This is a genomic window from Nocardia vulneris (assembly GCF_001613425.1).
GTDB lineage: Bacteria > Actinomycetota > Actinomycetes > Mycobacteriales > Mycobacteriaceae > Nocardia > Nocardia vulneris.
The window spans coordinates 175,447-197,194 of record NZ_BDCI01000042.1 but is presented as its reverse complement, the minus strand read 5'-3'; the positions used below and the strand labels follow the sequence as shown (position 1 = coordinate 197,194).

The 21,748-nt window shown below is 67.4% G+C and carries 15 protein-coding genes; 11 read left to right on the top strand and 4 right to left on the bottom strand.

Annotation, left to right across the window (positions count from 1 at the left end; all coding sequences use genetic code 11):
* Window positions 1–18: 18 nt before the first annotated feature.
* Window positions 19–1,464 (top strand): GTPase HflX, encoded by a 1,446-nt coding sequence (gene hflX, locus NVU01S_RS36620; protein ID WP_052281315.1) that lies wholly within the window; start codon window positions 19–21, stop codon window positions 1,462–1,464.
* A 1,174-nt stretch (window positions 1,465–2,638) separates the two neighbouring features.
* Window positions 2,639–3,538, top strand: a complete 900-nt coding sequence (locus NVU01S_RS36615; RefSeq protein WP_052281374.1) for a lysophospholipid acyltransferase family protein — start codon at window positions 2,639–2,641, stop codon at window positions 3,536–3,538.
* 460 nt (window positions 3,539–3,998) lie between these two features.
* On the opposite strand, the gene NVU01S_RS36610 is transcribed toward NVU01S_RS36615, so the two are convergent.
* Window positions 3,999–5,987, bottom strand: a complete 1,989-nt coding sequence (locus NVU01S_RS36610; protein WP_043681637.1) for a glycosyltransferase family 39 protein — start codon at window positions 5,985–5,987, stop codon at window positions 3,999–4,001.
* A 244-nt stretch (window positions 5,988–6,231) separates the two neighbouring features.
* Between NVU01S_RS36610 and NVU01S_RS36605 the strand changes: the two genes are divergently transcribed.
* Window positions 6,232–7,377: an acyl-CoA dehydrogenase family protein gene (locus tag NVU01S_RS36605; RefSeq protein WP_029900652.1), complete on the top strand. Its 1,146-nt coding sequence runs from the start codon at window positions 6,232–6,234 to the stop codon at window positions 7,375–7,377.
* Window positions 7,378–7,389: 12 nt separating this feature from the next.
* On the opposite strand, the gene NVU01S_RS36600 is transcribed toward NVU01S_RS36605, so the two are convergent.
* Together NVU01S_RS36600 and NVU01S_RS36595 are read right to left on the bottom strand one after the other, a co-directional pair.
* Window positions 7,390–10,215, bottom strand: coding sequence for a hypothetical protein (locus tag NVU01S_RS36600; RefSeq protein ID WP_043681634.1), 2,826 nt, complete (start codon window positions 10,213–10,215; stop codon window positions 7,390–7,392).
* A 55-nt stretch (window positions 10,216–10,270) separates the two neighbouring features.
* A complete protein-coding gene (locus tag NVU01S_RS36595) occupies window positions 10,271–12,094 on the bottom strand; it encodes a hypothetical protein (RefSeq protein WP_043681631.1) in 1,824 nt (607 codons plus the stop codon).
* A gap of 246 nt (window positions 12,095–12,340) precedes the next feature.
* Here NVU01S_RS36595 and NVU01S_RS36590 point away from each other — a divergent pair, with 246 nt between their 5' ends.
* Together NVU01S_RS36590 and NVU01S_RS36585 are read left to right on the top strand one after the other, a co-directional pair.
* On the top strand, window positions 12,341–13,105 hold the full coding sequence (locus NVU01S_RS36590; protein ID WP_052281373.1) for a sigma 54 modulation/S30EA ribosomal C-terminal domain-containing protein: 765 nt from the start codon (window positions 12,341–12,343) through the stop codon (window positions 13,103–13,105).
* A gap of 9 nt (window positions 13,106–13,114) precedes the next feature.
* Entirely contained in the window at window positions 13,115–14,074 is a 960-nt protein-coding gene (locus NVU01S_RS36585) for an acyl-ACP desaturase (protein ID WP_043681628.1), read from the top strand.
* Window positions 14,075–14,081: 7 nt separating this feature from the next.
* Here NVU01S_RS36585 and NVU01S_RS36580 read toward each other — a convergent pair whose 3' ends face one another.
* Window positions 14,082–15,548 carry a lipase family protein gene (locus NVU01S_RS36580; RefSeq protein ID WP_244467536.1) on the bottom strand — a complete coding sequence of 489 codons (1,467 nt, stop codon included), beginning with the start codon at window positions 15,546–15,548 and terminating at the stop codon, window positions 14,082–14,084.
* A gap of 171 nt (window positions 15,549–15,719) precedes the next feature.
* Between NVU01S_RS36580 and NVU01S_RS36575 the strand changes: the two genes are divergently transcribed.
* The 6 genes from NVU01S_RS36575 to NVU01S_RS36550 all read left to right on the top strand — a co-directional run bounded on the left by NVU01S_RS36575 (window position 15,720) and on the right by NVU01S_RS36550 (window position 21,718).
* A complete protein-coding gene (locus tag NVU01S_RS36575; protein ID WP_082032443.1) occupies window positions 15,720–16,358 on the top strand; it encodes a TetR/AcrR family transcriptional regulator in 639 nt (212 codons plus the stop codon).
* Between the two features lie 36 nt (window positions 16,359–16,394).
* Entirely contained in the window at window positions 16,395–16,994 is a 600-nt protein-coding gene (locus NVU01S_RS36570) for a TetR/AcrR family transcriptional regulator (RefSeq protein ID WP_043681622.1), read from the top strand.
* Window positions 16,995–17,229: 235 nt separating this feature from the next.
* Complete coding sequence (locus NVU01S_RS36565; protein ID WP_082032442.1) at window positions 17,230–18,723, top strand: MFS transporter; 1,494 nt, start codon at window positions 17,230–17,232, stop codon at window positions 18,721–18,723.
* A gap of 39 nt (window positions 18,724–18,762) precedes the next feature.
* Complete coding sequence (locus NVU01S_RS36560) at window positions 18,763–19,014, top strand: hypothetical protein (protein WP_043681619.1); 252 nt, start codon at window positions 18,763–18,765, stop codon at window positions 19,012–19,014.
* A gap of 138 nt (window positions 19,015–19,152) precedes the next feature.
* Window positions 19,153–20,433, top strand: a complete 1,281-nt coding sequence (locus tag NVU01S_RS36555; RefSeq protein ID WP_052281376.1) for a lipase family protein — start codon at window positions 19,153–19,155, stop codon at window positions 20,431–20,433.
* An 88-nt stretch (window positions 20,434–20,521) separates the two neighbouring features.
* Complete coding sequence (locus NVU01S_RS36550) at window positions 20,522–21,718, top strand: PucR family transcriptional regulator (RefSeq protein WP_043681612.1); 1,197 nt, start codon at window positions 20,522–20,524, stop codon at window positions 21,716–21,718.
* The last annotated feature ends 30 nt before the right edge of the window (window positions 21,719–21,748 follow it).

The following is a 21,748-nucleotide window of genomic DNA, read 5'->3' as shown; positions in this document are numbered from 1 at the left end:
GCCCAGCACGCGGCACGGATGAAGCGTTCCGGGGGATGGACTCCGGCCGAACCGACGGTCGGCGAAATGCAGCTCGACGAACGCAGCTCGCTGCGTCGCGTCGCCGGGCTGTCCACCGAACTCACCGATATCACCGAGGTCGAATACCGGCAGCTGCGCCTGGAGCGGGTCGTGCTGGTCGGTGTGTGGACCGCGGGCAGCGCCGCGCAGGCCGACGCGAGCATGACCGAACTGGCCGCGCTCGCCGAAACCGCGGGCTCGGAGGTGCTGGAAGGATTGATCCAGCGCCGCGACAAGCCGGACCCGGCCACCTATATCGGCTCCGGCAAGGCCGACGAGCTGCGCGCCGTCGTGCTGGAAACCGGTGCGGACACGGTGATCTGCGACGGTGAACTGACCCCCGCGCAGCTGACCGCGCTGGAGAAGGTCGTCAAGGTCAAGGTGATCGACCGGACCGCGCTGATCCTGGATATCTTCGCTCAGCACGCCACCTCGCGAGAAGGCAAAGCCCAGGTCGCCCTCGCGCAGATGGAATACATGCTGCCGCGACTGCGCGGCTGGGGTGAGTCCATGTCCCGCCAGGCCGGTGGTCGCGCGGGCAGCAACGGCGGTGTGGGCCTGCGTGGTCCCGGTGAGACGAAGATCGAGACCGACCGCCGCCGTATCCGCGAGCGAATGGCCAAGCTGCGCCGCGAGATCCGCGAGATGAAAACCGCGCGCGACACCATGCGGGCGCGCCGCAATTCCAGCGGCATCCCGTCGGTCGCGATCGTCGGCTACACCAACGCGGGCAAATCCAGCCTGATGAACGCGCTCACCGGCGCGGGGCTGCTGGTGCAGGACGCGCTGTTCGCCACCCTCGACCCGACCACCCGGCGGGCCGATCTGGACGACGGCCGCGAGGTCGTCTTCACCGACACCGTCGGTTTCGTCCGGCACCTGCCGACCCAGTTGGTCGAGGCGTTCCGGTCCACCTTGGAAGAGGTGACCGGTGCCGACCTGCTGCTGCACGTGGTCGACGGTTCCGACCCGCTGCCCGCCGAACAGATCAAGGCGGTCCGCGAGGTGATCACCGATGTGATCAAGGAGCAGGGCACGGTGGCGCCGCCGGAACTGCTGGTGGTCAACAAGATCGACGCGCTGGACCAGCTGGCGCTGACCCGCCTGCGCGGCCAGCTCCCTGACGCCGAGTTCGTCTCGGTGCACGCCGATCTCGGCATCGACGCCCTGCGTGATCGGCTCGCCGAGGTGCTCGGCGGTCTCGACGTCGAAGTCGGCGTCCTGCTGCCCTACACCCGCGGCGACCTGCTCGCCCGCATCCACGCGGACGGCCGCATCATCACCTCCACCCACGAGGAGGGTGGCACCCGAGTCCGCGCCCGCGTCCCACATTCGCTGGCCGCAGCCCTCGCGGAATACGCACACGCAGGCGGACCTGAGACGAACGGGCACGCCGAAATCTGAGGTCCGCACCGCGAACTGCTTTGCGGGGGAGTCTGGGAGTGTGCCCTGCGGGGGAGTGTGCGAGCGTGCCTTGCGCGGGAGTGTGCGAGCGTGCTTTGCGCGGGAGTGTGCGAGCGTGCTTTGCGCGGGAGTGTGCGAGCGTGCTTTGCGCGGGGGTCTGCGGAACGTGCCTTGCGCGGGGGTCTGCGAGCGTGCCTTTGCGCGGGAGTCTGCCGACGGACGCTCGTGACACGCACGTCGACACGCGGGGTTTGAGCTGGTCGGGTGATCACGAGGAACTGGTGGCGGCATCGGTCGAGAGGCCTCCGCCACCAGTTCCTCCTGATCGAGTGACCGACACCGCCGCTGCGCGGCGCGGACCCCGTCCAGCAGCGGCCCGAAGGTGGACATCCGCGCGCGACGTGCCTTGCACGGAAGTCCGCCGACGGACGCTTGCGACACGCACGTCGACGCGCCGGGTTTGAGCTGGTCGGGTGATCACGAGGAACTGGTGGCGGCATCGGTCGAGAGGCCTCCGCCACCAGTTCCTCCTGATCGAGTGACCGACACCGCCGCTGCGCGGCGCGGATCGCATTCGGCAGCGGGCCGAAGGTGGACTTCCGCGCGCGACGTGGCTTGCGGGGGAGTCTGCCGACGGAGGCTCGTGACACGCACGTCGACGCGCCGGGTTTGAGCTGGTCGGGTGATCACCAGGTAATGGTGGCGGCATCGGTCGAGAGGCTGTCGCCACCATTACCTGGTGATCGGCTGACCAATACGGCTCATCGGTTTGCGCCCCATCCGCAGCCGGTGTGGTGGGCTGGGTCGACTGAGCAGGACTCGAATATGGGGTAGCGGAGGTAGCGCGGTAGATGTCGGGATACCGTGGATGTCGCGGACGGGCGTTCAGCTCGAAGCTTCGGATGGTCCATCCTGGGCGTACCTCGGCGAGCGTTAACTCGCTCACATCGTTGCCCGTAGGCGGACGTGGTCCTGCCTCGGTCTCTCACTGAAACCTGTTCGCCCAGTGCGACGTCACGGCGTTGCGCGTGTATCCGCGTGGCACAGGGTGGCTCGTGCGGCGGGCCGTCGAGGTGCTCGGCAGACCGTCCAGACTGTGTCGGGGCTCACATGTGATGCGACACAGTGGTTTTCGTTACGATATCGTCGGTCGCAACGACATCAGGAGGGTGCTATGTCGCACGACCGCGCGGGGTCGGCCGGTCACGGGGATCGGCACTCGGACGTACTCGAGCAGCAGACGCTGAGCGACGGGGCGCCGTTGCACGTGTCGCTGTCCGACACCGACGTACGGGTGATCGAGGCGCTGCTCGCACCGCTGCGCGCGTGGACCAGCCCGCGGTTCTACGGCCTGGACAACATTCCGACCGAAGGTCCCGTGCTGCTGGTCGGCAATCACAACCTGATGGGCGGAATCGACGCTCCGCTGCTGCTGCCCGAGGTGTTGCGCCGCCGCGGCAGGCTGATCCGTGGTCTCGCCGAGAATGTGCTCATCTCCGTCCCAGGGCTGCGGCATTTCCTGCACCGCTACGGCGCGGTCCGCGGCACCCGCGGCAACTGCCTCGCCATGCTGCAGCGCGGTGACGCCGTGATCGTGTTCCCCGGCGGCGGGCGAGAAGCGGTGCGCCGCAAGAACGAGAAGTACGTCCTCAAATGGGAGGGCCGCAGCGGATTCGCCCGCATGGCGATCGAGGCGGGCGCCCCGATCGTGCCGGTCGCGATGATCGGAGTGGACGACGCCTACGACATCGTGGTCGACGGCGACCATCCGGTGCTGCGCCCCCTGCGCTGGACCGTGCAGGCCCTCGGCCTCCACCCCGACCTGACCCCGCCCCTGCTGCGCGGCCTCGGCCCCACCGTCCTGCCCCGCCCCGAACGTTTCTACTTCTCCGCAGGCACCCCCATCGACCCGGCCCCCTGGCGTGACGCCCCCGACCACACCACGGCCGCAAAGGAATTGCGCGACGTCACCCGTAAAGCCCTCGAGGGAGAACTCGAGTTCCTCTTCGCCGAGCGTGCCCGAGACTCCGGCCGCCACCTGACCGGTCGCCTCCGCGACTGGCTCCGCCTCTGAGCCCCATCCGCGACCGGTCCTGCTGAGCCGCGGCCGTGCTCGCTCCGTCGTTGAACTCATCCGCGATCGGTCCCTGTTGAGCCGCGGTCGTGCTCGCTCCGTCGTTGAACTCATTAGCGATCGGTCCCCGTTGAGCCGCGGCTGGTCCGGCGAGCCGGGGCGGTGATTGATTCGCCGCTGCGGTGGATTCTTCCGTGTCGCCGCCGCCGTCCGGGTTCGCTACGCCGCTGATTTGGTGCACGGCCGCTTCGCCGCTGCGACTGCGCCCGCAGTTGAGCTGCGGGTTAGTCGGTGTCGCCATTGGGCTGGGCGGCCGTTGACCTTTCGCGTCCGCGAGCGCTCTGCGGTTGCTTCGAGTGGTGCGTCGCTGCGACGACGTCTTCGGTGGAGAAGGTGTCTGCCTGGGCGGTTTTGCCGTTGTGCGGGCAGGCGGTTGCGGGCTTCGCAGGTTGTGGGTGGGCTAGTTGGGGTGGGCGGTCAGGTCGTAGACCGCGATGTTGCCGATATGGGTGGCGGGGAAGTGGTGGGAGACCCAGTCGGCGATTTCGGGTTTGCCGGTTACCTGCCAGGGGGGTGTGGGCGTGGTGGGGGCTTGGCCGCCGGTGCGCCAGGACGCGGGTAGTTGCATTTCCTGTACCAGGTAGTAGCCGAGTCGGTGGTCGCGCACGTAGCCCTGGAACTGTTCGAGGGTCGGGACCGGGTCCGCTTCGGCGAACCCGCCGATGGCGATCACCGGTGTGCGACTGGCCAATTCGAGTGCGGCGGCGACGGATCCGCGGTCCACCGCAGCCGACCAGGTGGTGGTCGAACTCGTCAGCAGTGAGACGATCTGCGGGTTGGTGAACGCGCCGCCGTCGGCGAAGTTCTGGGTCTGGCGCCGGATGAGCGCCGCGATCCCGGTCTCCACGGGTTTGGCGGGACCGACGACGGGACTGCGACCCGTATGCTCCTGCGGCAGGGTCGCCGCCGCGTAAGCGGTCGAACCACCCAGTCCGGCAAGCACTCCGACGATCACGAGCACCGCCGTGCCGCGCGTGCGGGCCGTCTGCCATCCGGCGGTCGCCGGTATCGCGGTGCCGAGCAAGCCGAGCACGGCCAGTGCGCTCGCCCCGGCGACGGTCCACCGCACCCACGGCAACCATTCGGAATTGCGTTGCAGCACAACGAAAGCCCAGCCGCCCATGGCGGCGACGAGGGCGGCCGTGCCGAGCCGGCCGAACGCCTCGTCGCGCCGGCGCCACAGCTCGTGTACGCCGACGGCCACGATTCCGGCCGTGGCGGGCGCGAGCGCCAGCGTGTAGTACGAGTGCTCGATCGCGCCCATCACGCTGAACGCCCCGCCCATCGTGACCAGCCACAGCCCGAACGTGAGCGCCGCGCCGCGTACCGGATCGGTGCGCGGGCTGCCCCATCGGGATGCGATGACCAGCGCGAACGCCAGCAGCGCGGCCGGAATCAGCCAGGAGATCTCGAATCCGCTCTCGCCCGCGAACAGCCTGCCCGCGCCGGGCTCGCCGAAATCGTTGAAGCTTTGCAGCAGCCCGGCCGGCGCCTGATATCCGTCGGGCAGGGCGATACTGCCGCTCGGCGCGGTGTCGCCGAGGAAGCGGCCGAAGCCGTTGTAGCCGAGCACCGTGTTCATGAACGTGTTGTCCGTCGAGCCCGCCAGGTAGGGCCGCGAGGATGCGGGCCACAGCACGGTGAGCAGCACGTACCAGCCTGCCGAGACGACCAGTGCGACTGCGCCACCGGCCAAGTGCCACAACCGGTTCCGCAGCGAGGTCGGCGCGACGAGCAGATAGCTCACCGCGAGCGCGGGCGACACCATGAGCCCTTCGAGCATCTTCGACAGGAACGCGAATCCCAGTGCGACACCGGCCAGCACGAGCCAGCGGCCGCGCGCGTGGGCGGCGGCGCGGATCGTGCAGTATGCGGCCGCCGTCATCAGCAGCACCATCACCGCGTCGGGGTGGTTGAACCGAAACATCATGGCCGCCACCGGAGTTGCCGCCAGGATCGCACCGGCGAGCAGTCCCGCGCCGCGGCTGCCGGTGGCGCGGGTGACCGCGCCGTAGAGCAGCGCGACCGCGCCCACCGCCATCAGCGCCTGCGGCACCAGCATGCTCGCGCTGCTGAAGCCGAAGAGCTGTCCGGACAGGCCCATGATCCACTGCGACACCGGTGGTTTGTCGACCGTGATGAAGTTGCCCGGGTCCAGCGACCCGAACAGCAGCGACTGCCAATTCCGGGAGCCGGCCCAGGTGGCGCCGGCGTAGAAGTTGTTCGCCATACCGTTGACCGTGAGGTGCCACAGGTAGGCGATCGCGGTGCCGAGCAGCAGCACGGCGAGTCCGAGTCGTTCGACCGGGCGCGCCGGAGGCTGGTCCACCGGATCGGGGGAGGAGGCAACGGAACCGGTCGGTGCCGTCGCGATGAGGGTCGCCGCCATTGCCCAACGGTCGCACGGCGGTGTTCACCGGGAGTTGGACTGCGGGTTAACACCGCGTCGCAATTGTGTGGGCCAGGACACCGCGGTTTGCGGCGAATCTCTGTCTTCTTCCGGCGCCTGGCGCGCCATGCCTGGTCGGGCAACAATTCTGCCCCAGAAGTGAACAGCGATTCTGGTTCCGGGTACCGTAGGTCAGAACGACGGGTCGGTGTGGTCCGGCCGCTGTGGTCACTAGGAGGTTGGTGTGGAGCGCACACTGTTCGAACCCGAGCACGAGCTGTTCCGGGAGTCGTTCCGCAAGTTTCTCGATCAGCACGTCGCACCGAACCACGCGCAGTGGGAAGAGCAGGGGATCGTCGACCGGTCGGTCTGGCTGGAGGCCGGCAAGCAGGGCTTCCTCGGCATGGCCATGCCCGAGGAGTACGGCGGCGGCGGGGTCAAGGACTTCCGCTACAACGCCATCGTCGCCGAGGAGTCGGTGCGCGGTCAGTACTCCGGGCTCGGTTTCGCCCTGCACAACGACGTGATCGCGCCCTACCTGCTGGAACTGGCCAACGACGAGCAGAAGCAGCGCTGGCTGCCCGGCTTCTGCGCAGGCGAGATCATCACCGCGATCGCGATGACCGAGCCGGGCACCGGCTCGGACCTGCAGGGCATCAAGACCCGCGCGGTCCGCGACGGCGACGACTGGGTGCTCAACGGTGCCAAGACGTTCATCACCAACGGCATCAACTCCGATATCGTCATCGTGGTCGCGCAGACCGATCCCGACAAGGGCGCGATGGGTTTCAGCCTGCTGGTGGTGGAGCGCGACATGCCCGGCTTCGAGCGCGGCCGCAACCTGGACAAGCTCGGCCTCAAGGCGCAGGACACCGCCGAACTCAGTTTCACCGATGTCCGGGTGCCCGCCGCCAACCTGCTCGGGCAGGAGGGCGCGGGCTTCATCCACCTGATGCAGAACCTGCCGCAGGAGCGGCTGTCCATCGCCGTCATGGCGGCCGCCGCGATGGAATCCTGCCTGGACATGACCTGTCAGTACGTGCGCGACCGCAAGGCGTTCGGCAAGCCGATCGGCACCTTCCAGAACACCCGCTTCGTGCTCGCCGAGCTGGCCACCAAGACCACCGCGGTGCGCGTGCTGGTCGACCGTTTCATCGAAGACCTCAATGCCGGAAGGCTTTCCGTCGAGGACGCCGCGATGGCCAAGTGGTGGAGCACCGAGGAGCAGGTCGAGCTCATCGACCGCTGCCTGCAGCTGCACGGCGGCTACGGCTACATGAAGGAATACCCGATCGCCAAGGCGTACATGGACGCTCGCGTCCAGACCATCTACGGCGGCACCACCGAGATCATGAAGGAGATCATCGGTCGTTCCCTGAAACTGTCCTGACCCCAGGCTTTTTCAGACCGCTGGGAACGGACCGGGCGGCAGCTGCTGGCCGGTCCTGGGGTCGTACTTGACCTCGACCGCGACGATCTGGTCCGTCGGCATCACTTCGATCCACTCGTCGAACACCGCGAAGGGTTTGCTGCCCGCGGCCTCGAAACCGCCCTGCAGATGGTCGAATCCGGTTTCGTAGACCTTGTCGGTCGGCAGATAGCTGACCGTCGGGTCGCCCGGGTCCTTCACCTTTTGCAGCGAGGTCTGATATTTCGCGTTGATCCGGATCGCCAGATAGGCGATCGCGTCGCGGATGGTGAGTTCGGCGGCCGTGATGGTGTCGTAGCGCTGGCGCTGCGGGCTGCCCGCAGGCCACGCATACGCTTTCAGGCTGTCGAGCACCTGCTTCGCCGCGGCCGCACTGCCCGCCTGATACAGATCGTCGAGCCCGTCGGTGCCTTCGACCGCGTTGCGCTGCAACCAGTTCACCGCGGCGAGTTCCTTGCCGGGGCGCACCGGCACCACGGCTTTCACCCACGGCGCGTTGAGGAATGCGTTGCGGGAGTTGTCGCCGTCGAGCTGCAGCACCCAGCCCAGTGAGCTGCCGAGCCGCGCGGGCGTGGAATCCTCGGTGATGTAGTAGTTGTCGGGGCGATGGGCGTTGGCTCCGCCCCAGGACACCGTCTGTTTCTTGTCGAAATCGGGGAAGGCTCCGTCCAATCCGATGTTCTGCGGCGATTGTTCGGCGACGGTCCAGTTGAAGATCTTGCGCTGGCGTACCCGTGGAATCCACCACTCGGGGGCGACGAAGTACAGCATCGAGTCGGTGTCGAACATCGCCTGGATCAGTTCCGCCACCACGTGGCGCACCTGCGGCTTCTCCCCGTCGAGGCCCACCTCTTTGGTGAGCTGGCGAATGAGGTTGCGGAACACCACGATTCGCTCTTCTTCCCGCAGTTCGGCATACGGGCGGGGCGCGATGCTGCTGGCCGCCTTCACTCGATCCCGCGCCGCGGTGATGTAGGCCTCCTGGGCCAGGCGGGTCTTCTCCGCGTCCACCTCGGCGATCTTCGCCTCGTTCTTCGTCGCGATGTCTTTGATCAGCTTCTTCGACGGTCGCCAGATCGGCGTCACCTGCAGGGTGAATTTCGGATGCTCGTCGGTCTCCAAACCGCCTGGCGCCGTGGTCACCCCGACGATGATCGACGTGACGCTTTTCTCTTTGCCGCTCGCGCCGTCGTCGACTTCTTGGGAGTCGCCGATCTGATAGCCCCACGCCCAGTGCTCGCCCGAGGTCACCACCACCTCGGCCCGGTCGAACAGGTAGCCCGAGCGGGGCGGTACCAGCTGGAGTTTGCCGCCGATGCCCACGAAACCGTACTTGCGATCCTCGAAGAACCACTCGATGTTCAGCGACACCGGCGCATCCTTCACCTCGGGCTCGGGCACCGGAATCAGTTGTGGCGGTTGCACCCGGCCGAGGTCCGGCGGTTCGGCGATGTGGACGAGTTTCGCGACGCCGAGTTCGGCGCCGGGGTCGTCGACATAGGTCTGCCAGCACAGCTGCGTGCCCAGATCCTGTAGCTGGACGCCGACTTGGCGCATCTTGCGGCGCAGTTCGTAGTTCACCAGCCGGTCGGTCGTGTTCTGCAGCACGTACCGTTTGCTGCTGGTGTCCGTGGTCTCGGTGACCACCCGCAGCGTCGACTTGAAGTTGCTCTTGATCTGGCTGGACGCGGACTGGGTCTGTTGCCGGGTCTGCTTGTGCGTCTGCTCTTTTGCCTGCTTCAGCGACGTGTCGAGCTCGAAGTTCAGGCTGGTGCTGCCCTGCGCGGTGAACACCGAACCGACGCCGCCGCTCGCCGAGGCGGTCGCGCCGTAACCCAGTTTGGAGTTCTGCTGGTTCTCCTCGCGCACCGCATCGGACAGTTCCTCCTGCGTCATGGTCGAGGTGTCGGTCTTCTGGATCTGCTCCAGGGCGATTTCGGTGAGCTTGTCCACCGTGGTCTTTCGGGTGGACACCTCGATCAACTCGACGGTGCCGCCGGGACTGAGCCATACGTGCTGGACCGGGGTACCCAGGAACGACGCGAATTCGAAGAAGTACTGCCGGAACAGATGGACGGTGCCGATCGGCGACAGCGAGACCTGGCTCAGCCCACCGTGTGTCGGGTCCAGGGTGTTCAGCGGATCGAGCAGGCCGCCGACGTCGGTCGGCGCGACTTTCTGGTCAGGGTCGGCGAAGAACAACTGGCTCAGCGTGCCCACCTGATCCTGCTGGTTCAGCGCGTGCACCGAGCCGGCCACCACGGATTCGCGATTGAGCTTGTTGAGCAGCAGCGCGTCGTCGACGGCCGCATCGGCGGGCGTCACCCGGTCGAGTGCGCGCACCGCGGTCAGGTGTGCACTGGTGACCCGCTTTGTCGCGATGTCGAGGGTCTTCTGCAGCTGCTCGGGTGTGAACAACGGGCGCCACTTGGTGATCTCGTTGCGGCCGTACGGCTTCAGCTGTTCGCGCAGGACACTGGCGAAGACACTGTCCAGCGCGTCGGCGGCATTGGTCGCGGTGGCCGGTGCGGCCGCGCCCAAGCTCACTATGAGCGGGTTCGCCAGTGCGGCAGGGTCATCCGGACCGTCGCCGCTCACGTGAGGTCCGGGATCCGGCCGCACCACCGGCACGATGCCCGCGGCCGCTTGGATCAGTGCGCCCTCACCCACCGAACTCAGCGCGGCCTGGAATCGGCGTTGCAGTCGTTTCGACTTCCACCCGAGCAGTGGCTGATACACGCCGTACAGCTGCGAGCTGTACGGCAACGTGCCTTCGAATTGCTTGAAGTCGACCTTCATGGGACCCTCCCGAGTTGATATCTGTGTGTCATGAGGTGTTGCACCGCCGGCTCGGTCACGTGCCGAGAATGTCCTCCAGCCAACTGCGCACCCGCGGTGTCGGCGGTGCGGGCGCCGGGTTGGTCACGATCTCCAAATGCCCGCCGTCGACGGACCATTCGTGCCAGAACAGGAATTGGCGCCCCCCGGCCACCGTGCCGAACCGTTTGCTCTTTTCCAGACCCTTGCCATGCCAGCTCGACAGCAGATCGAACAGCAACGGATTGCCGGCCGCGGTCGGTGGATAGGTCCAGTAGTCGTCCCATTCGGCGTCACCGGGCAGGTAGCCGACATCGGCGCCGGTGGCGTCGATCTGGCTCTTCCGATGCAGGTATGCAGCCTTGTTCGCCCACATGTTCGGGGTGGTGAGCATGAAGACCTTGAACGGCTTCGACTGCTTCCCGCGCAGCTCGTTCGCGGCTTTGAGTGCCGGGATGACATGCGGCACAAGGTTTCCCTTGGGGCCGTCCGGCGGCGTGGCATCGCAACTGATCACCCGGTCGATCGTCGCGGCGTTCGCGCGCAGGCATCCGGCCATCGGGATGTTCGCGCCGCTGTTGGCCAGTAGCCAGGTCTGCCGGTTGCGTGCCGGGGTCGCCGTGTCTTTCGTGTGCACGGCGCCGCGCATCCACAGCAGGTGCCAGATGCTGCGCAGGATCGGATCGAGCGTGTCGCGCTTCTGTAATGCCGAGTACCCACCCTGCGGGAAGCCGCCGAATCCGTCGAACGACAACGGCAGTACCGCGATGTCTTCCGCCGGTGCGTGCTGCAGTGCTGACTCCACACCGACCGGCCGGAAAGCCCACCGGATCTCCGGCGTCATCAAGTCCATCGGGTCGGCCGGATCGATCTTCGGGGTGGTCGCGCGTGGCAGGAAGCGCATACCTGCCAATTCCGGCCATATCGGACGCCCGCCAATCTTCGAGCGGGCCATTTCGGCGGCGACCACCGCCGGTGGTTGCGGCGTCAACAGCCAGCGCGCGAGGTGGAACATCGTCGACCCGCCACGGTTCTGGTTCGGGTCCCCGTGTTTCGGGTTCAGGAATCCGCTCTTGTCCGCGGTGTAGAAGAACGAATTGAATCCGGCGGGCGCTCGGAAGAAAACGATATCGGCACCAGGCCGAGCGGGTTTGTCCGCCGGTTTCGTACCAATTGTGCCGGGCGCGTTGCCGTCGGCGGCCTTGTCGGAGACCGAGACGAACCACAGCATCGGTGCCGTGCCGCTCGTCCACGCCAATACCCGCAGTCGTCCGGGACGCCCACCGAACGCCGGATTCAGGTACCACCCGAAGACATCCTTGTCCGCCCACGTCGCCCACCACAGCTCGGTGACATCGAGGAATTCGCAATTGATCGTCACCATTCCCGGGGCCACCGTCACCAGGGGACTTGCCCCGAGAAACGACCGTCGGACCGTCGGCACCACGGTCGGTGTGTGCGGGAATCCGCCGGAACTCGGATGCACTTCGATCTGCGCGAAAGAGTATTGGTGTGGTGCGAGCGCTCCACTGGTCGCGACGGTGAACAGTTGACGAAAAGCCAAACAGGTCGAAGTCGTACCGCCGATCGTTACCCGCAATTCGAAATCGAGACGAATCTGCTTGGCGGTACCGGGAATCGTCACGGTGGCTTTCGAGGCTCCCGTTACCGAAGTCACCGGCAGCGGAGTAAGCGTGGCCGTATCCCATTGCGCGGCTTGGGCGGCCTCGACGACACCCACCGCGACGGGCAATGGCGCCTCGGCGAGCAGGAAACTCCGCTGTGCGCGCAAATCCGAATGCTGCCTGCGTACCTGCTCACTGCGCGCACCCCAATCGACGGTAATGGTGAAATCCGCCATCGCTGTCCCCACTTTCGCCCGCGCAGTGTCGGATCACATCGTGGTGGCGGGCGAACGTGGCTGTACAGCAATCGGTCCGTCCACCGAACCCCGGCCCCGCGACGCACTCTCCCGCGGTCTCGGGAGGGTCTTGTTCGGGTCGTCGGTCCTCGGGGGCCGTGACTTTGGGCTCTGTCCGGAGGTGGGGCCGCGGTGGTGGCATGGGGCGGCTGAGAGTGCCGGACAAGAGGGAAGCGGGGCCACGTCATGACAGTTTCCGAGCTCGGGTACGCGGGACCTGGCACGACGCCGCTGCTGGTGACGACCTGCGGCGCGGTGACCGAGCGGCAGCTCGCGCAGGCGCGGCGGACGATCGGCTGGGTACTGCGCCGGCACCGGGTCGAGGACGTCGCGCGGGTCCGGATCGGCGCGGCTCCGAATCCGGACGGCCCGTTGGTGATCCAGGTCAACCTCGATGTCGGGGAGCTGCCGGTGCGTGCGCAGGCGATCGGCCCCGGTGGTTTCGCGGCGATGTTCGCGGCCGAACGGCTGGATCGGATACTCGACGGGGTGCGCGCGGGCGCGCTCCGCCCGCGCTGGCCCGATCCGCGGCGACCGCTGCTGGCGCGCGGCACCGCGCTCGCGCCGGTGGTCCGCCGCAAACGCTGTGCGCTGTGGCGCGCGACGGTGACCGAGGCCACCACGGTGCTCGCCACCATGGACTACGACGCCCACCTGTTCGTCGACGCGGAGACCGGGATGGATGCGGTGGTGTACCGCGCCGGACCGCGCGGCGTGCGGCTGGCCAGGCAGCATCGGCTCGGCCTGCCGGCCGGTGCGGCACCGTCCACGCTCACCGTGAATCCCTATCCGACACTGCATCTCAGCGAGCACGAGGCGGCGGAGCGGTTGTGCCGCTACGGCTTGCCGTTCGTGTTCAGCACCGATCCAGTCAGTGGCCGAGGACGGCTGCTCTATCGCCGCTACGACGGCGACCTCACCTCGGTCACATCATCCGAAATCGAAAGGTAGGCATTGAGCGTGCCGCGTGAGCTGACCCAACGCGAGATTCTGACCGAGCTCGAACCGATCGCCGAAGACTGTGTGCACCGGCATCTTTCGATGACCAAGGACTGGCACCCGCACGACTACATACCCTGGGACGAGGGCCGCAATTTCGCCATGCTGGGCGGAACCGATTGGCACGCCGAACAATCGAAGCTCAGCGAGGTCGCCAAGGCGGCGATGATCACCAACCTGCTCACCGAGGACAACCTGCCCTCCTACCACCGCGAGATCGCCGAGAACTTCTCCCGCGACGGCGCGTGGGGCACCTGGGTCGGCCGCTGGACCGCGGAGGAGATGCGCCACAGCACCGTCATTCGCGACTACCTCGTGGTGACTCGCGGCGTGGATCCGGTCGCGCTGGAACATGCCCGAATGATCCACATGACCAACGGTTTCGCGTCCGGCGCCACCGCCGCCGATGTGGAAAGCGGTGCGGGCTTTCTGCATTCGGTCGCGTATGTGAGTTTTCAGGAACTGGCCACCCGGGTGACACACCGCAACACCAGCCGGGTGTGCGGCGATCCGATCGCGGACAAGATGTTGCAGCGCATCGCCGCCGACGAGAACCTGCACATGATCTTCTATCGGACGATCTGCGGCAACGCGCTCGATCTCATTCCGGATCAGGCGATCGAAGCCATCGATGCGATCGTGCGGAACTTTCAGATGCCGGGCGCCGGCATGCCGAACTTCCGGCGCAACGGTGTGCTGATGGCCAAGCACGGCGTCTACGATCTGCGGCAACATTTCGAGGAGGTGCTGTCCCCGGTGCTGCGGCAGTGGAACATCTTCGGCCGCACCGATTTCACCGCGCGCGGTGACGAGATCCGGGATCGCCTCGGGGCCTACCTCGATGACCTGGAGCAGGTGAAGATCCCCAGGTTCGAGGAGCAGCGCGATCGTTCGCTCGCCCGTGAACGAGCGCGCTGCTGACTCTCGGTTACCTGCCCGCGCCGAGCGGTAGGCCGAGCATCGCGGACAGGGCGGCGCCGACGCTGCCGCCCAGGGTGCCGATCGCGGCCGGGTCGAGCAGGGTCGACGGCACGGTCCGGATATCGCAACCGGGTTGGGCGGGCTGCCCTTCGGCGCGGCGGACGAGCCAGTTGAACGCATCGGGCGCACCCAGCATCGCGAAGTTGACATGCGGGCTCACCACCGGTGGGAACTGATCACGCCGGTAGGTGACCGAAGTGCCCGCGGCGCAGTAGGACTCGGCGAGTCCGTCGGCCCCGGCGGCGGTACTCACCTCGTCGTTGACGCTGTTGTAGAGGTAGACGGGCGCGCTCGGGGCCCGGCGGCCCAGGGTGCGTTCCTCGATGGCGGTGCGGATGACCGGGTCCTGAAGCAGTTCGTCGAGGCTCACGCTCAGGTACCGGGTGACATCCGGCAGTGCGAAGTGCCGAAGCAGCTCGTGCAGTGTGGTGTTGAGCGCGGTCTGCGAGGTGCAGCGGCCGGGCACATCGGCGACGAGCGCCTGCCCTTCGGGGGACATGTACCGGTCGATGGCGGCGGCGAACTCGGGGGAGTCCTTGGCGATCGCCGCCACTGCGATCGGGATGAGCCCACCGAGCAGTCCGCCGTTCACGGCCTTCAGTCCGCCGAACAGGTCGGCGACCGGTGCGCCGACGGCGGCCCCGGCGATGTTCAATTCCGGTGCGTACTCGGGCTGCATCTCCGCGGTCCAGGCGGTGGCGATGCCCCCGCCGGAATAGCCCCACAGTGTCACGGGGGTGCGGGTCCCGTCCAGACCCAACGGGTCGAACTGTTCGGCGGCCCGAATGCCGTCGAGCACAACGTAACCCGGCTCGCGGGGAGTGGCGAAGCGATGCTGGGTGCCGCCCTGATCTGGGATCGACACCGCCCAGCCGCGGGCGAGACCGCTGGCGGCCAACAGGATTTCGGCAGCGCCGGCTCCTGCGGTGAGCGGGCCCGCGGGATTGCCGAAATCGATCGGCGAGCCCTGTTGCAACGAATACGAGGCACTGCACATGCCCGCGATCGCGTCCACCGCGGTCTGGTACGACAGCAGTGGTCGCGGCTTCGCCGGACCCTCCGGGACCATCACCGTGGTCACCGACGTATACGGCTGATCATTGAAGTCCGTTGTGCGATAGAGCAATTGCCACGCCTGAATCCGGACGGGGAACAGGTTGAGCGCGGCGACGGTCACCGGACGTGACCGCAGGATCGTGCCCGGCTCGGTCTGTTCGAAACCGGGCGGTGCGGCGTAGAACGGATCGTTCTCGGGCAGCGGCGGGCCCGCGCTGGCGGCCGGTGCCGATACTCCGGGGCAGGTCAGCAAGCCGAAGATCAACGCGACGAGCACGCCGAACACGGCACCGCGAGATCGCGGTGGGGACTGTTTGGCGGCGACCGGAGGGGTCGCGTTCGAGATGCTGGTGCGCACAGCAGGGTCCTTCCGCGTAACGAGCTCCTGCCGGGCCGTCGTCACCCAGCCCCCACAGAAAGAGAATATTAATTTCCTAAAGTTACGGTGACTGGGGTCACAATGTCAACGGCGGCGGGTGGGCGCGCGCCCTTCGTGCCGACGCCGCCGCGAAGCGGCAGGATGGATGACGTGGCAGCGAATTCGACCAAGCCGCAGCGGCGGACCCAGGAGGAGCGGCGCGCGGCGACCGTGGCGAAACTGATCGACGCCACGATCGAGTCGCTCGCAGAATTCGGCTATCACCGCACCAAGGTGCAGGACGTGTGCAAGGCCGCGGGCATGTCGGTCGGCGCGATGTTCCGGCAGTTCGACGGGCGCTTCGACCTGATCGTCGCGGCCGCGCGCGAGATCGTCGGCCGCCAGCTCGCCACGTTCCAGACCCTGCTCGCCGGTGTCGAGGACGACGACGAAGCGCTCGGCGTGGCCCTGCGTTATCTCCAGCAGGCCCAATCCTCGAATCTCACGCACGCGCTGCGCGAGGTGATCGTCGCCGCGCGCTCCGATCCGGAACTGCACGCCCGGATCGCGCCTGCCCTCGCGGACTTCTACGCCCAGATCTTCGCCGCCGCAGAACAATCCGGCGCACTACGGCGCTTTCCCGCGGCATTGCGCGAGCCGCTGTTCTTCGCGATGCTGCACACCTTCTCGGGCCAGGCGGTCATCCGCCCCGTCTTCTCGCCGCCCGGCCTGGACGCGGCCGTGCTCGGGGTCGTCCAGGACATGGTCCTCGCCTACGCCGCCAGTCTGGCGACCCAACACGCCGGGTGAGCCGTTCCGTGCCGTGCGGCGTGGCAAACTGGCCGGATGGCGACACGGCCGGGCTTGCGGGAACGCAAGAAGGAAGCGACGCGTACGGCTCTCGCCGAGGCCGCGGCGCGGTTGGTGGTCGAGCTGGGACCCGGCGCGGTGACCACGGACGCGATCGCCGAGGCGGCCGGCGTCTCACCGCGGACCTTTCGTAATTACTTCTCCAGCAAGGAAGAGGCGGTCGTCCATTCGGTCCGGCAGCGCACGGGCGGGCTCATCGCGTTGCTGCGTGCACGGCCCGCCGACGAGCCGATCTGGGATGCCCTCCGCAACGCGATCGTGGCCTCGATGGACGAGGTCGAGGCGACCCGGCGGGCGGCCGCGGCCATCGATCTCATGGCGTCGGACCCGTCGCTGCTGCCGCACTTCGTCAGCTGGGACATGCAGATCGAACAGATGATGGCCGAGGCGATCGCGGCGCGCACCGGAACCGATGCCCGGCGTGACCTCTACCCGAACCTGCTGGCAGCTGCCGCGCAGGCGGCGTTGAAAACCGGACATCGGGTGTGGCAGCAGCGCGACCCGGGTGGTTCGGGCCCGGTCGAGCTGGTCCTCGAGGCTCTCGACGGCCTGCGGTCGGGCATTCCGGCGCGCTAGGCGGCCATTGAACGAGGCGGGTTCAGGGTGACTGCGCGCCCAAAAGGCGCTGAGATCAGTGCCACATATGGAAATCTTGCCAGATTTGGCAAATATGCCTACTCTGGCAATTGGAATACCGCGATCGGGATACGTGACCGCACACAGTCGGCGAGCCACGTCCAGCTCTTCTCCGATCGGCCGTCGAGCCGGTCCGGCCAATAGTCGAAGCGTTACCGATGTGACGAGGTGTGCCATGGCGACGGTGCTCGATCGAATCCAGGACCGGGTCGGTGCGGATCCGGCCACGAATCGCGCTCGCAGACGCTGGGCTGCGCTGGCGGTCCTGGCGACAGCGCAGTTGATGGTCGTGCTCGATGCGACCATCGCGAACATCGCATTGCCGCAAGCGCAGGCCCAACTGGGCTTTTCGGATGCGGGCAGGCAGTGGGTGGTCACCGGCTACTCGCTCGCCTTCGGCAGCCTGCTGTTGCTCGGCGGCCGATTCGGTGACCTGTTCGGCCGGCGCCGCATGTTCGTGATCGGACTGGTGGGGTTTGCCGCGGCGTCCGCATTCGGTGGTGCCGCACAGGATTTCGCGATGCTGGTCGGTGCCCGGGTGGTACAGGGCGTGTTCGGCGCGCTGCTCGCGCCGGCCGCGCTGTCCTTGCTGACGACGACCTTCACCGATAAGGCGGAGCGAGCCAAGGCTTTCGGCGTGTTCGGCGCAGTGGCAGGCGCGGGGAGCGCGATCGGGCTTCTGCTCGGCGGTGTGCTCACCGAATGGGCGTCGTGGCGCTGGGTGTTCTATGTGAACCTGATCTTCGCGGCCGTCGCGGTGATCGGCGCCGGGTTGACGCTGGGTCGTACTGTGCCGCAACAGAAGAAAGCGCTGGACCTGCCTGGGGCCGCGCTGGTGAGCGCGGCGCTGTTCGGCATCGTCTACGGGTTCGCGCACGCCGAATCCGACGGCTGGTCGAATCCGCTCACCCTCGGATTCCTGCTGGCCGCGGTGGTGCTGCTCGCGGTGTTCGTCCAGGTGGAGCGCAAGGTGCCGAATCCGCTACTGCCGCTTAGGATTCTGCTCGATCGCACCCGCGCGTGCGCGTATCTCTCCGTGTTCTTCACCGGAGTCGGAGCGTTCGCGCTGTTCCTGTTCCTGACCTACTACCTGGAGTTGGTGCGCGGGTATTCGCCGCTGCGCACCGGCGTCGCGTTCTTGCCGATGGTGGTCGCACTCATGGCCGCCGCGACGCTCACGCCCACCCGGTTGCTGCCGCGGCTGGGTGTCAAGGCCACCATCGGCACCGGATTCCTCAGTGCTGCAGCGGGAATGGTGCTGCTCACCGGCATCGGGCTGGATACCGCCTACCTCGTGCCCGTGCTGCCCGGCTTGTTGCTGCTCGGCCTCGGCATGGGCGCGGTGTTCGCGGTCTCGATGCAGAACGCCACCGCGCGGGTCGCTCCCGATGATTCGGGTGTGGCTTCGGCGATGGTGAACACGATGCAGCAGGTGGGCGGTTCGATCGGCACCGTGCTGCTGAACTCGATCGCCGCGACCGCGGCGGCGCGGTATCTGTCGCGGACCGTGCAGAGCACGACGTCGGTCGCGCAGTCCCAGATCCACAGTTATGTCGCCGCCTTCTGGTCCGGCGCCGCGGTGTTCCTGGTCGGCGGCGTGATCGTCGTGGCGCTGCTGCCGGGCCGGGCCCGGCCCGCCCCCGACCTCGAACCCCTTGTCGTGCACTGACATCGAACCGACTACGACTGCGTACTCGAGGAGACAGCCATGCAGCAGCCACGTGAGATCGCGTCCCGGCGAGTCCGGACGGTGGACGGCAGGCCGATGCCGCCGCTGGTGACTCGCGACGACGTCGGCGCGGGTGCCGAGCGACTGCGGCTCGGTGTGCGCTCCGGTCGCGGGGCGTTCATTCTGGTCGTGCTGTCGCGTCTGCGTGTCAGCGCCGAACTGCTCCGGCGTCGGCGGCGAACCGTGCATATGCACAACGGCCGCGCCGGACCGTCGGCGTTATGCCGATAGCGCATCGCTGTCCTCAGCTGTGAGCATGATCCTGTCGACGCGTGAGTGTGACGTCGGCGATAGGTAGGCAATGGTGCTGGAGGACAAGTGGACAGGTCTAGGTGGCGGCGGCTCGTCGTAGTGACGGTGTCGGCGATCATGGCGGTGAGTGGCGCCGGTATGGCGTCGGCGGAGCCCGGTTTCCCCACGTTCCCGCCGGATCAGAACCAGCTGCCGCAGCTGCCGACCGAACCGCAGCTCTACGACCTGCTGCCGATCCCGACGCCGAGCGAGGATCCCTGGTACGACGACCCGCCGAACCTGGAGTCCTACGCACCCGGTGCGATCGTCCGTTCGCGCGAGGTGCAGACCCGCCTGCTCGGCCTCCCGTTCCCGGTGTACACCAAGCAGCTGCTGTATCGGTCGAACGATGTGCACGACAACCCGATCGTGACCGCGACGACGGTCATCGTGCCGGGTATTCCCTGGCAGGGCAGCGCCCGCCCGGTGCTGTCGTTCCAGGAGGCGATCGACTCCACCAGCTCCACCTGCAATCCGTCCTACACGCTGCAGACCGGAACCATGAAGGAATCCGCGCTCGCGGTGTACTGGTTGCTGCAGGGTTTCGCGATCAACGTGCCCGACTTCGACGGCAAGTTCAACACGTTCAACACCTACGCCGAGGGCAAGATGGTGCTGGACAGCCTGCGGGCGGTGAAGAACGACAGCGGGCTCGGCCTCGCCGATTCGGGGATCGCGCTGTACGGCTACTCCGGCGGTGGTTCCGGTTCGATCCGCGCCGCCGAACTGCGCGCCACCTACGCGCCCGACGTACGAATCCTCGGCACCACGATCGGTGGTACGCCCGGTGACCTGGTCGCCGAAGCGGCCTATGCGACCCGCGAGCAGCCCGGGCTGACCGGCACCAGCAATTTCACGATGTGGCTCGGCCTGGCCAGCCTGGCGCGCGAGTACCCGGACGTTTTCAAGGTCGACGAACTGCTCACCACCGAAGGTCAGCAACTGCTCCGGGATTTCCAGAGCCGCTGCTACGCGACCATCGCGCTGTCCGGTGTCTACCGGCCGATCAGCGCCTACTACCAGCCCGGCAAGTCGTTGGAGACCCAACCCGAGATCATCAAGGTGCTCCAGGACAACAGCCTGGGCAAGTACATCCCCGACACCCCGGTGCTGTGGTGGCACGGGCTCTGGGACGAGCTGATCCCGCCCTCGGTGGTGATCCCGACGGTGAACTCGTACTGGGAACGCGGCGCCGATCTGCGCTTCTACACGGTGCCGGTGCCCGAGCACATCACCAACGCGGTGACCGGGTGGCCGCCGGCGGTGGCGTGGACCAGCGCGCTGCTGCGCGGCCTGCCACCGGGCCCCAAGTTCAAGGCGGACTTCCAGCCGCTGCCTCCTGGTTTCCCCGGTAGCTGAAATATCGCCCGGCGGCACCGACAGGTGCTGCCGGGCGGTCCGACCGCGTATCGTCCGAGGGAGTTGTGACGAGTAGCTAGGAAGTTCGATGACGCACTTCTCCCTGGCCGCCGCCGTGACCGGCGACGGTGACCACTGGCCGAAGATGATCGCGCAGCTGCGCATGCGGGCCGCGACACTGGCCAGCGACTTCCGGGTTGCTGCCGCGCCCTACGCGGAGCTGCCACAGTCGATGTTCGACGCCGATTTCGTGCCGAGCGCCGAACTCAATGTCGAACTGTTCTTCCGCTACGCCGCCGCGGGCGTCGAACCGTCGGAGCAGGACACCGGTCCGCTCGTCGAACGGGCCGTGCGGCTCGTACGCGACGGGATGCCGCTGGACGAGGTGCTCACCAACTATCGCGTCGGCGTCTCCTTCTTCTGGGCGCAGCTGATGCCCGCGCTGAGTGCCGACGATCATCCGTTCGTCCCGGAACTGGGCTTGCGGTTGACCACCTACGCGGGCCTGGTGATGTCCCGTATCGCGATCGCACTGGTGGAGGACGCGCGTCAGCCGCGCTGGGATCTGCTGGAGCAGAACGAGATCGCCGCCGCGCTGCTCGCCGGACGGGACCCGGGGGAGTGGGCACGCGAACTCGAGGACCCGCTCGCGGACGCGTTCCTGGTCGCGGCCGTCCGGCAGGGCGAGATCACTCCGGGACGGCTGACCGATCTGCGCTATCGCATCGGCAAGGTGCCCGGTGCGTTCCTGCACCGCGACAGCGGCGGCTGGACCGCGCTGATCCCGCTAGACGACAACGCCGACCCGGTCGGTGCGCTCACCAGCCGGCTCGGCTTGCGCGCCGATCAGCCGCATCCCGGTTTCTGGATCGGCGTCGCCCCCGCCGCCACGCATGCCGCTATCCCGGCGGCGTACGCCGAGGCCAGGATCGTCGCGGATACCGCACGCTGTCTCGACCGGCCCGACGTGGCCTGCCGGCGTCAGGACATGATGTTCGAGTACGCGATCTCCACCACCGGGGCCGCGCTGCCGAATCTGGCCGCCGCCCTCGAACCGCTCGACGAGCACCCGCTGCTCATTCGCACGCTCGACGAATACATCGCCAATCAGTTCAACCACAATGCGATGGCCCGCGCCCTCTATATCCACCGCAACACCGTCACCTACCGCCTGTCCCGGATAGCCGACCTCACCGGTTACGACCCCCAGGATCCCGCAGGCATTTCCACCCTCATGGCCGCCCGCGTGGCCCGTCGACTCCTTTCGAAATCCTTCCGCCCCTGACTTTCTCGGAACACCGCTTTAAGTAGTTCT

Excerpts from the sequence above, each read along its gene's own strand:
- NVU01S_RS36595 (WP_043681631.1), bottom strand. The coding sequence starts at position 12,094 with ATGGCGGATTTCACCATTACCGTCGATTGGGGTGCGCGCAGTGAGCAG.
- NVU01S_RS36590 (WP_052281373.1), top strand. The coding sequence starts at position 12,341 with ATGACAGTTTCCGAGCTCGGGTACGCGGGACCTGGCACGACGCCGCTG.
- NVU01S_RS36565 (WP_082032442.1), top strand. The coding sequence starts at position 17,230 with ATGGCGACGGTGCTCGATCGAATCCAGGACCGGGTCGGTGCGGATCCG.
- NVU01S_RS36550 (WP_043681612.1), top strand. The coding sequence starts at position 20,522 with ATGACGCACTTCTCCCTGGCCGCCGCCGTGACCGGCGACGGTGACCAC.
- NVU01S_RS36570 (WP_043681622.1), top strand. The coding sequence starts at position 16,395 with ATGGCGACACGGCCGGGCTTGCGGGAACGCAAGAAGGAAGCGACGCGT.
- NVU01S_RS36615 (WP_052281374.1), top strand. The coding sequence starts at position 2,639 with ATGTCGCACGACCGCGCGGGGTCGGCCGGTCACGGGGATCGGCACTCG.
- hflX (WP_052281315.1), top strand. The coding sequence starts at position 19 with ATGAAGCGTTCCGGGGGATGGACTCCGGCCGAACCGACGGTCGGCGAA.
- NVU01S_RS36560 (WP_043681619.1), top strand. The coding sequence starts at position 18,763 with ATGCAGCAGCCACGTGAGATCGCGTCCCGGCGAGTCCGGACGGTGGAC.
- NVU01S_RS36555 (WP_052281376.1), top strand. The coding sequence starts at position 19,153 with ATGGCGGTGAGTGGCGCCGGTATGGCGTCGGCGGAGCCCGGTTTCCCC.
- NVU01S_RS36610 (WP_043681637.1), bottom strand. The coding sequence starts at position 5,987 with ATGGCGGCGACCCTCATCGCGACGGCACCGACCGGTTCCGTTGCCTCC.
- NVU01S_RS36600 (WP_043681634.1), bottom strand. The coding sequence starts at position 10,215 with ATGAAGGTCGACTTCAAGCAATTCGAAGGCACGTTGCCGTACAGCTCG.